Below are 11,362 nucleotides of genomic sequence, written 5' to 3' on the forward strand. Positions count from 1 at the left end.
TGTACCGTCCCTTGCGGGACGGTGGAATAGGAGCATGGTTAGCGTTTGATGATTTCCGTTATTTTCTTTTGAATTGTCGGCATTACTTCTTCAACCGTCTTATGTCCAGTCTCGATCGGCTGCATTTCATTAATGAACATGTCATTAATCTGCGAGTAATTCGTGACCAAGTGGTTATAAGATTCAAATCCGTATTTGACGCCGCCTTCGTATACCTTCTTCACGTCTGCAGGATCGATACCTTCAAAGTGTTTGTAGTATGTTTCTGCTGCTTTGGTATTGACCGGTGGGTTGCCTCCGCTTAGTTCGATGGACTTCTCTTGAACTTCAGTTGTAACTAGGAACTTAACCCATTCGAAAGCTTCCTTCGGATGCTTAGATCCTTTTAGGATCAGCAGTGGATCAACGAATAATGTACTACGTACTTTATTGTCACCTTCCCAAGGCACAGCAGCTACACCGATTTTGAAAGGAAAGTCATTAGCACCTGCAAGACTCCATGAGCCCGTGACAGACATACCAATCTTCCCTGCGACAAACGGATCACCATTTTGTCCCGCTACACTCTTACTCCATTCCGTAGAAGGAGAGACCTTTTCTTTCGTTATGAGTCCGAACAATTTGTTGTAAGCCGCAATCACTTCTGGGGAATCAAAGTGAGTAGCTGAAGGAACACCACCATTCGTCCATGTATCTTCAGAGTAAGGCTGGGCTCCAAAATACAGTGGGCGCATATCGCGCTCAGCCCAGGTGAAGTCAACACCATACTGCGTCTTACCTACGTCATCAGATATTACAGTCATTTTCTTAGCGTCTTCAACCATCTTATCGAATGTCCAACTCTTATCCTCATAGTCACTAGAAGGGTAAGACAGACTCGCCGCATCGAACATGTCTTTGTTATAGAGCATGAGCGTTACGTACATGTTGACGGGTATACCGTAAGTGCGATCTTTGACCGTGTAAATTTTCATCAGATCTTCCGGTATGTTGTAATCCCCTGCTTTGAAATCATCTTCTTTAATGATGTCTGTCAGATCGAGTAGCATGCCTTTATTGTAGTACTCTGCAAATCCGCCATATCCATAATGGCTCGTTACGTCAGGTGATTTATCTCCTGCAATCAACGTCTGAAGTTTGCTGTCAAATTGCTCATAAGGTGCCTTCTCTACCTTAACCTTAATGTTCGGATGTTTTTTTTCAAAATCAGGAATAAGCTTCTCAATAAACGTGCGGTCTTCCGAATCGATGGTGTAGTGGGTAATGGTTACTTTCTCTCCTTTACCTGAACCACTGCTATCTACTTCGCCTGCAGATTTACCGCCACTGCATCCTGACATTGCAAGTACGACAAACATTACCGTAGCGAGCAATAGTGCTGGTGTTTTTCTTTTCCTGTTCTTATTCATGGGTCAATTCCTCCATTAGTTCAAGTGGTTTCTGCCGCCTATGCGGTAAGTAGGTTACTTGATGCCTGTGAGTACAATCCCCTCAACGAATTTCTTCTGAGCTATGGCGAACAATGTGACGATCGGTACCATTGCAAGCACCGATGCGACCATCAACAGATGCCACGGCGGAATACGAAACCGCGACGATGTGAGTGAAGCCATGCCGACCGGAAGCGTGAATTTCTCCGATGAACTTAAGTAGAGCACCGGGGTGAGCAGGTCATTCCAGCTGTAGATAAATGCAAAGATCGCTACGGTAGCGAGTGCTGGCCCGGAGAGCGGAAGGGCAATCTTAAGCCACATTCGGAACTCTCCACAACCATCAATACGTCCCGCGTCGAACAGTTCATCGGGCAGCGTGGTGAAGAACTGACGCAGCAGAAAGATGTTATAAGCTGAGCCGAAGAATGCAGGAACGATGAGCGGCAGGAACGTGTCGATCCAGTTCATTTTGGAAAAGAGAATGAACTGCGGGATCATAATAGCAGGATAAGGAAGCATCATCGTGCTAAGCAGAAGCATGAACCAGACATTTCTACCTTTCCCCTTGTATCTAGCGAACCCGTAAGCAGCAAGGGATGAAGACAATAGCGTCCCTAATACGGTCAATCCCCCAATAAGTAAGCTATTTCCATATAATGTCCCGAACTGCAAAGTGTCGAAGATATCCTTATAGTTGCTCCATTGCCAAGTCTCCGGAAGAAACGTCGGGGGGAACTTAAGCATCTCCCGCTTTGACTTCAGCGAGGTAGATACCATAAAGAATAATGGCAACAACATAAGAAAGGTAACAATGACTAGTGAAATAAAACTCATTACACTTACTGCATCGAATTTGCGTTTGTGTCTTACTGTAGAGGACGGAGATTTGGGACTGGTAGAAGGTATCGTACTCATTTATTTCCGCCTCCTTCATAATGCACATAACGGTTCGAGAACTTCATCACTAGTGCTGTGAACAGCATGACGACGATCAATAGTACCCAGGCCAGAGCCGACGAGTAACCTGCACGATATTCTTTGAAGGCGCTGGTGTACAGGTTGTAGACGTAGAACCAGGTTGAGTAGTTCGGACCACCTTGGGTCATAACGAAAGCTTGTGTGAACACTTGGAAAGAATCAATCGCACCCATGATGAGTTGGAAGAGCAATACCGGTGAGATCATCGGCAATGTCACATTCAGAAAAGTCTTGAACCTTCCTGCCCCATCCAATTTGGCCGCTTCAATCAAGCTTGCTGGAACCCCTTGAAGCCCTGCAAGAAACAGTATCATGCCAGTACCTACCGTCCATAAGGACATAATAATCAGGGCATACAGTGAAGTATCCGGATTCATGAGCCATGCAGGTCCTTTAATACCGAACCAAGAAAGCACGTAATTGAACAACCCAATCTGAGGATTGAAGATCCAATACCAAAGAAGCGACATCGCTACTCCTGATACCATACTCGGAAAATACATCGCTGTTCGAAAAAATCCACGAAAGGGAATTTTCTGATGAAGTAGCAAAGCAAATCCCAGACCTAGCACAAGCTGGATAGGCACACTGATGATCGTATACCTAAGCGTGACCGTAACCGATTTCCAAAAAAGATCATTACTGAACATCTCCGTGTAATTCGCAAGTCCAACGAACACTGGCGGGTGGATGATGTCATAATCCGTGAAGCTGAAATACAATGATGATAAAATAGGATACAGAGCGAATACAAAGAAGCCGATGAGCCAAGGAGCAATGAATAAATACATGTAAATCGTCTGTCGCCGGCTATCCCGGTGGGTCATAAAAATACCAACCTTTCTGCATATTAAAGTTAAAGCGCTTTAACTTTATAGAGCAATTATCTCCCTAGTATATTGCTAACCAACTATCTGTTTGTTTGAAAATTAAAGTGCTTTAATTTTCGATTCATCCTGTTGACAATATCATAGAGGATGAATTACAAATAATCAATATTTTTTTATATCTTTTTTTAATAATGTAACCGCTTGCTACTGTTTGCAGTATTTCACGATTACACTTGTGTATTTTGTTCCTAAGAATCATTAAAATGCACCTGCTAGAATCTCATTTGCAAATATACCCATGGGGTTTTTAAATGCATATTCTAAGCGGTGCATCTCATGATTCATTTACATTAGACCGGTTTATTAATCACACGGAAGGTTCCCGTTCCAAAAGCACATAACTCCCCATTCTCCGTCCTTGCGAAAGCTTGTGTTGTAATCATTTTACGAGAACTGTGGATGAGTTCTGCCGTTACCAAAACCCGTCCTCTCTCCGTTGGCGCCAAGTAATTAATCGATAGATTGCTTGTAACTACGTTGTCCTGGGGTCTTGCAATCATCGCAATTAATCCCATTGCGGAGTCGATTAATGTCGCGTGGACACCTCCATGAAGAATACCGATTAAATTGAGATGATGTGGTTTAATGTCGATGGAAACGACTACCCTCTTCTCGCTTAACTCCTCTAGTTCACAGCCCAAGAATCCCCAAAACGTAGATTCAGCTATTTTCCCCCAATGTTCCAAGTCAGGATGCCCACTTTCCGAATCCGCTTTCATAATTAGATCCTCCTTACTTGTTACACTTTATTATATCTATATGATCGTCACTTAGGCATCTTGTCATTATCTTCGTCAATTAACTTCCGTCGAAGCACTTTACCCACTAATGTTTTTGGAAAAGTATCGCGAAACTCATATATTTTGGGAACTTTATATACGGCCAATTTCTCTTTACACCAGCGTTTTAAATCTTCCTCATTGGCAGTAGATCCCTCTTTCAGAATAATGTACGCTTTTACTGTCTCACCACGGTAAGGATCCACCACCCCAGCGACAACCGCTTCTTCCACATCCGGATGCTCGAACAACACCTCTTCCACTTCTCGCGGATAAATATTGTACCCTCCGGCGATAATCAAATCTTTACGACGATCCAAAACATAGAAAAACCCATCCGTATCCATCCTTGCTAAGTCTCCCGTGTATAGCCATCCATCGCGAAGCGCTTTATTCGTTTCTTCTGGTTGCTGCCAATATCCCTTCATGACCTGTGGACCTCGGATAATGAGTTCACCAATATCGCCTAGTGGCATCTCTTCTCCGGACTCCGGATGGACGATACGAGCATCTGTATCAGGAAAAGGAATGCCCACAGAACCGACTTTGCGCTTCTCCCAAAGGTTGTTCGCATGTGTTACAGGTGACGTTTCTGTCAGTCCATAACCTTCGATCAGCGTGCCCCCTGTAATACTCTCAAAGCGCTCCTGCACCTCAACCGGTAAAGATGCTGCACCGCTAATACATATTTTGACGGAGGACAAATCGAATTTGTGAACATCAGGGTGATTGATCACTGCAATATACATGGTAGGTGCTCCAGGAAATACAGTTGGCTTCAATCGGCCCATCGTTTTAAGAATTTGATTAATGTCGAACCGTGGCATTAATATCAACGTACCCGCCATATGAATGGATTGATTAAGTAACACCGTCATCCCGAAGACATGGAAGAATGGAAGTGCAGCTAAATATCGTTCTTTCGCGATTTCAGCACGATAGAACCAGAGCTTACCCTGAACGGTATTAGCCACCAGATTCATATGTGTCAGCATGACGCCCTTAGCGAAGCCCGTGGTCCCTCCCGTATATTGAATGAGTGCTAAATCTTCTTCAGCTTCAACTGGAATTTGAATAGGCGTCCCCGTCGACTGTTTTAAGAACAAACGGAAAGATAAGACACTGTTATCATATATGATTGGCTTTCCCGTTTTTTTAGTCTTCAATGCGTATAACCAATTCTTAGGAATTGGCAAGTAATCTTTAATGGAAGTCACCAGAATATAATCTAACGGGTCTTTCTCCGTTGCTGTCTTCACCCGATCAACTAGGATATCCAGCGTTACAATCATTTGGACACTTGCGTCCTTCAACTGGTACTCTAACTCGCGTGGCATATATAGTGGGTTCGTCATTACAACGATGCCACCCATCAGAAGCGTTCCATAATAAGCGATCACAGCCTGCGGACAGTTCGGTAACATGACGGCCACTCGGTCGCCTTTACAAATGCCCAGCTTGAGCAGGGCATTTGTGAAACGGTAAACCGAGTCCAGTAGTTCTTTGTAAGACATCTTATTCCCTAGGAAATCCAGAGCAATATGCTCTGGATACAATTGTGCGGAATCGACCAAAAACTGCGCCAAATTTTGCTTCGGATAATCATATGTTGTGGGTACTTCAACTGGATAATGTTCTAACCAAGGTTTATCTACCATGATGGTCACCCCATTCTCAAGAATCCACTAAAGAGGTTGTTCAAAAAGTCATCTTTTGATCACGAAGTAAATCATGGAGTAGAATCGATATCGAATCTTGAATTCATCCGGGCCCCTAGCATAAGCTTTCGAAGTATGTTTCCTCCGGAAACATTTCAGGTGCTGAAAATCTGACTTTTTGAACACGTATTTATAATACGTACTTCTCCGCTTCAATCACTTTCGCAGCAATTTTCCGTTTCAATCCTAACGTGTTAACTTGTGTTCTTCTGGTCATCTTTTTCAACACTGAAAGTCCAGTTCGAAGTGTATCTCCGGATTCCATCGCTGCGAGCGTCTCTTTCGCCCAACATTCGATCCGATCGAATTCTTCATGTATAAAGGCTATCGTCATGTTAATGGCATTGCTCGCTTTCGCTTCTCCCACTTGATTGATACTCTTCTTTGTGCGGAGTAAAGCGCTTTCCATTGCGAACACTGTAATCATTATATCTGCTAGATGACTAAGTACTTCTTGTTCTTGTTCTAACTTCAATTGGTACTTTTGTACGGCCTGCGCACCAACCATTAGGAATATTTTCTTTGTCATGGATAGTATATGTGTTTCTTGCTCGAGAGTACCTTCGAATAGTTGACCAGGAACTAGACTTAACAATTCTGATTGTAAGGCTACCGCTTTTTGCATTAAAGGTAATTCTCCCTTCATAGCCCGCTTAATCAACGTACCCGGGATGAGTAGACGATTGATTTCATTCGTCCCTTCAAAAATACGATTAATCCGGGAATCGCGATAATTACGTTCAACACTATATTCTTGAATGAATCCATACCCTCCGTGAATCTGAACACCTTCATCCACGATGAAATCGAGCGTTTCAGAACCGAATACTTTGTTAATGGAGCATTCTAACTGATACTCTGCAATGGCTTTGGCAGATTGGTATCCCACATTCGGACTATCATAGTCCACATCAGCTAAGCCGATATCGAACAGACCCGCTGTCCGGTAAACCATACTTTCCAACACATACGTACGTATGTTCATTTCTGCCAGTTTTTTGCCCATGAGAGGAAATGATGAGATTTTACGGCCAAATTGTGTGCGTTCATTAGCATATTTGGCTGCGTACTCGATCGAGTCTTTCGAACCACCGACACATCCGGCAGCCAATTTAAAGCGGCCAATATTCAATATATTAAAAGCAATCAAATGTCCCTTACCGACTTCCCACAATAGGTTATCAACCGGAACTTTGACGTCCTCCAGGATCAACGGACAGGTAGACGAACCCTTGATTCCCATCTTCCTCTCTTCCGGACCGATGCTAAGTCCTTCCATCGTACGCTCCACGATAAAAGTGCTAAACTCCATGCCGTTCACTTTCGCATACACGATAAAGATGTCAGCAAAACCCGCATTCGTAATAAATTGCTTACTCCCATTCAGAACGTAATACTGACCATCCTCCGTAAGCGTAGCCGTTGTTTTGGCCCCGAGCGCATCCGATCCAGATGAGGGTTCCGTCAGACAATAAGCGGCAATTTGCTCACCTGTAGCAAGCGCGGGCAAATACTTCTGCTTCTGCTCATCTGTTCCGAAGTAAACAATCGGAAGTGTCCCAATCCCTACATGTGCCCCGAAAGATAACGCGAATGATGAAGCCTTGGTCAGCTTCTCGCTAATTAATGTAGCACTTACTTTATCCAGTCCTAGGCCTCCATAGTTCTCTGGAACTTCAGCACCGAGGAGGCCAATCTCACCGGCTTTTTGCAACAATTCAACCGTCAATCCATAGTTAAGCTTTTCAATTTCTTCATCTCTAGGCGTAATCTCAGCGCTTACGAATTGTTCCGTTGTCTCCGCAATCATACGATGCTCTTCCGTAAAGTCCTCTGGCGTTATGATTTGTAGAAAATCGATATCCTCAATCATGAAACTTCCACCCAACACTTTGCTCATCGTTTCCCTCTCCTTTACCCTCATGAGTGAATTTTATTGAGGATGAACTTCAAAGACCCCCGCTGCGCCCATCCCACCTCCGATACACATTGAGACGACACCGTAACCCCCACCACGTCTTCGCAGTTCCTGAATTAATGTTGTCGTAAGTTTAGTACCTGTGCACCCTAGTGGATGTCCAAGGGCAATCGCCCCCCCGTTCACGTTAACTTTCTCTTCATCGATACCAAGCTCCCGGATGACATGCACACATTGAGAAGCAAAGGCTTCATTGATTTCAAATAAACGAACGTCTTCAAGCGTGATTCCAGCCATTTGTAACGCTTTCGGGATCGCTTTGACTGGCCCTACACCCATCAATTCCGGTTCCACTCCCGCTACTGCAAACGACCGAAACGTTGCCAGTGGTTCCAAACCAAGTTCGTCAGCTTTCTCTTTACTCATCATGACGACTACAGCTGCACCATCACTTGTCTGAGACGTGTTCCCTGCCGTAACCGTGCCTCCTAATTTAAACGCTGGTTTCAGCTTACTCAGTGTTTCAACATTTGTGTCCGCTCGAACACCTTCATCGGTATCGAAAATAAAAGACTTAATCGATAGATGACCGCTCTCATCTACACTCTTCAGCTCCGCTTGAACTGGAATAATCTCATCTTTAAATCTCCCCTCCGCTATCGCCCGTGCTGCTTTCTCATGCGATCGTGCTGCGAATAGGTCCTGATCATGACGAGAAATATTGAATTTTTCCGCAACTCGTTCGGCCGTATGCCCCATACCGATATATACTTCCGGCATTTCCTCAACAATTCTTGGATTAGGTGATATCTTAAATCCTGTCATTGGCACCTGACTCATACTCTCTACTCCACCCGCGATCAGGATGTCGGCATGCCCTAACATGATCCGTTCGGCTGCGAAAGCGATAGACTGTAAGCCCGAAGCGCAGAATCGGTTGATTGTCAGCGCCGGAACCGTGATTGGAAATCCAGCATACAATGACATAATACGGGCAAAGTTCAATCCCTGTGCACCTTCTGGCATAGCACAACCGATAATGATATCTTCTACATCTTCCTTCCTGAGACCAGGTGCCCGATCGATAACAGCATCCAGAACGATTTTCCCCAACTCATCCGCACGCGTCTGCACTAGGCTTCCTTTTTTGGATTTCCCGATTGCAGTACGTGCCATGGATACGATTACAGCTTCTTTCATTGAATCCTCACCCTTCTGTTTCGAAGATTAATTTCGAAGCGCTTTACCTTTCGTCAACATATGTTGCATCCGTTGTTGGGTCTTCAACTCCCCACACAAGCTCAGGAATGCTTCCCGCTCCAGATCGAGCATATACTGTTCACTCACAAGCGTACCCGATTGTAAATCACCACCAGCCAGTACATGAGCCAGTTTCTTTGCAATCAACAGATCGTGATCACTAATGTAACCACTTTCTCTCATCCCAATAGCCCCCAGTTGTAGCACTGCCTTACCTTCTGAACCAGCGACCCGAATCTTCTCTTCTGGGATCGGTTCATAACCTGCTTTGCTCATCCGTAGAACAGCCTGTTTAGCTTCATATATTAAGTGATCCTGATTGGCAATAATTCGATCTGTTGAACGAAGATAACCTAACTTTTTAGCATCATGACCACTGGTTGAGACTTTAGCCATTCCTACGGTTTCAAAAATATGATTGATATATGGTTGAAGATCCACATCCGAATGTCCCACATGCTGGCTTATCCGCAGCGCTAGTTCTTTGCATCCGCCACCTCCAGGTATTAGCCCAACACCCACTTCAACTAAACCGTAATACGTTTCAGCCCCAGCAATAACTTGATCCGCAGGCATGCAAGCTTCTACGCCTCCACCCAAGGTCATCCGATGTGGAGCGGCGACAACAGGCTTTTCAAATCTTTTTACTTTGTACATCGTGTTCTGGAACATGCGAATAATACTATCAATTTCATCCCATTCATCATCTTGTGCTTCCATCAACAGCAACATAATATTCGCACCTACACAGAAATTCCGCCCCTGATTAGCGATGATCATACCTTCAAAGTTATTTCGCACTTCCACCAAACTTTGCTGGATCATCATCAATATATCTGCACCGATGGCATTGTTAGGTGAATGAAATTCGAGGCAAGCTACACCGTCTCCAAGATCAATCAGGCTCGCACCATCGTTTCCTTTGACAATCTTGTTCTGCTCCTTCAAGCTACTCAGTGTAATGATTTCCGGTGGCTGTTCTACTAACTTCAAGCTCTGTTCAGATACATAATATAAGGTGCCTTTCTCCTTCTGATAAAAGGATTGATTACCTGCTGCGATCCATTCCTTCACCCACGATGGAACACTCAACCCTTCCCTTTCCATACGTTCAACAGATCTGACCAACCCCATAGCATCCCATGTTTCAAACGGACCTAATTCCCAGTTAAACCCCCACTTCATCGCTTCGTCGATTTCATGAATGGAGTTCGCGATTTCGCCGACCTTTTCAGCGGAGTAAATGAGTACCTGCTTGAGAATATTCCATGCGAATTCAGAATAGCGGTCACCTGCAGCGATTAATGCCTTTGTTTTCCCCCTAGCACCTTTTGCTAGTTTCGCTGCTTCTAGCGAGCCGGAGGTCACCTTTTTCTGTGGATAATATTCCATGGACACGAGATCAAGCGACCATATTTCACTACCGTTAGTCCCTTTTTTCTTCAGATAAAATCCTTGGCCAGACTTCTCACCAAACCAACCTCGTGCGACCATACTAGTCAGCGCATCTGGAGCCGCAAAAGCTGCTTTCTCCGTTTCATCTGTTATGTTAGCGTACACGTTGTCTGCCACATGAACGAATGTATCAAGTCCGACCATATCTAACGTCCGGAAGGTGGCACTTTTGGGGCGTCCCAGCGCAGGTCCGGTGACCGCATCTACTTCCTCTATAGTGAAACCATTCTTCAGCATCTCTTGCAATGTAATGAGAAGTCCGTATGTCCCAATTCGATTTGCGATAAAATTCGGAGTATCCTTAGCCAGAACGACACCTTTTCCTAGAACATTCTGACAAAATACTTTCATCTGCTGAACAATCCCCGGGTCGGTCTTGGTTCCTGGAATGATTTCTAACAACTTCATATAGCGGGGTGGATTAAAAAAATGCGTACCTAGAAAGCTTGCCTGAAATGGTTCGCTACAATCAGCGACCATCTCTTGAATCGATATGCCTGACGTATTAGAACTTACAATCGTTCCGGGCTTCCAATAGCGTTCTACCTTGTTCAATAGATCCTTTTTGACTTGAAGATTCTCAACAACAACCTCGATTACCCAATCGACTTCCGATATGTGCGAAAGATGATCCTCCAGATTCCCAGCTGTGATCCTCTCCGCGAATGTATCGTCATAAAGGGACGAGGGCGTACTTTTTCTTAATTTCGCAATGGCTCCTGTAGCCAACCGATTCCTGACAGCAGGATGTTCGAGGGAGTATCCTTTTTGTGTTTCCTCATCCGTCAAGTTTTTCGGTACCACGTCCAACAATATGCATGAAATTCCAACGTTAGCTAGATGAGCCGCAATGCCTGAACCCATAATTCCCGATCCGATGACTGCCGCCTTACGAATGGTTTTGTTCATCTTTTACTTTCCTCCAGTTCAG

General features: G+C 44.5%; 8 protein-coding genes. All 8 read right to left on the reverse strand.

The window, feature by feature from the left end; genetic code table 11:
• Positions 1-38: 38 nt before the first annotated feature.
• The gene (locus PGLA_RS24380; protein WP_068537788.1) at positions 39-1,409 is read right to left on the reverse strand and encodes an ABC transporter substrate-binding protein; all 1,371 of its coding nucleotides are present in this window, start codon (positions 1,407-1,409) and stop codon (positions 39-41) included.
• 54 nt (positions 1,410-1,463) lie between these two features.
• A complete protein-coding gene (locus PGLA_RS24385; protein ID WP_068537789.1) occupies positions 1,464-2,348 on the reverse strand; it encodes a carbohydrate ABC transporter permease in 885 nt (294 codons plus the stop codon).
• Positions 2,345-3,238: a carbohydrate ABC transporter permease gene (locus PGLA_RS24390; protein ID WP_068537790.1), complete on the reverse strand. Its 894-nt coding sequence runs from the start codon at positions 3,236-3,238 to the stop codon at positions 2,345-2,347. Before PGLA_RS24390 ends, PGLA_RS24385 begins: the two co-directional genes overlap by 4 nt.
• Positions 3,239-3,591: 353 nt before the next feature.
• Complete coding sequence (locus PGLA_RS24395) at positions 3,592-4,020, reverse strand: PaaI family thioesterase (protein WP_068537791.1); 429 nt, start codon at positions 4,018-4,020, stop codon at positions 3,592-3,594.
• A gap of 47 nt (positions 4,021-4,067) precedes the next feature.
• Positions 4,068-5,738, reverse strand: a complete 1,671-nt coding sequence (locus PGLA_RS24400) for an AMP-binding protein (protein WP_068537792.1) — start codon at positions 5,736-5,738, stop codon at positions 4,068-4,070.
• 190 nt (positions 5,739-5,928) lie between these two features.
• On the reverse strand, positions 5,929-7,698 hold the full coding sequence (locus PGLA_RS24405) for an acyl-CoA dehydrogenase family protein (RefSeq protein ID WP_068537793.1): 1,770 nt from the start codon (positions 7,696-7,698) through the stop codon (positions 5,929-5,931).
• A gap of 33 nt (positions 7,699-7,731) precedes the next feature.
• Positions 7,732-8,916, reverse strand: a complete 1,185-nt coding sequence (locus PGLA_RS24410; protein WP_068537794.1) for an acetyl-CoA C-acyltransferase — start codon at positions 8,914-8,916, stop codon at positions 7,732-7,734.
• A 27-nt stretch (positions 8,917-8,943) separates the two neighbouring features.
• A complete protein-coding gene (locus PGLA_RS24415) occupies positions 8,944-11,340 on the reverse strand; it encodes a 3-hydroxyacyl-CoA dehydrogenase/enoyl-CoA hydratase family protein (protein WP_068537795.1) in 2,397 nt (798 codons plus the stop codon).
• Positions 11,341-11,362 lie beyond the last annotated feature (22 nt).

The sequence above is a fragment of the Paenibacillus glacialis genome (assembly GCF_001637205.1).
Taxonomy (GTDB): Bacteria; Bacillota; Bacilli; order Paenibacillales; family Paenibacillaceae; genus Paenibacillus_AQ; species Paenibacillus_AQ glacialis.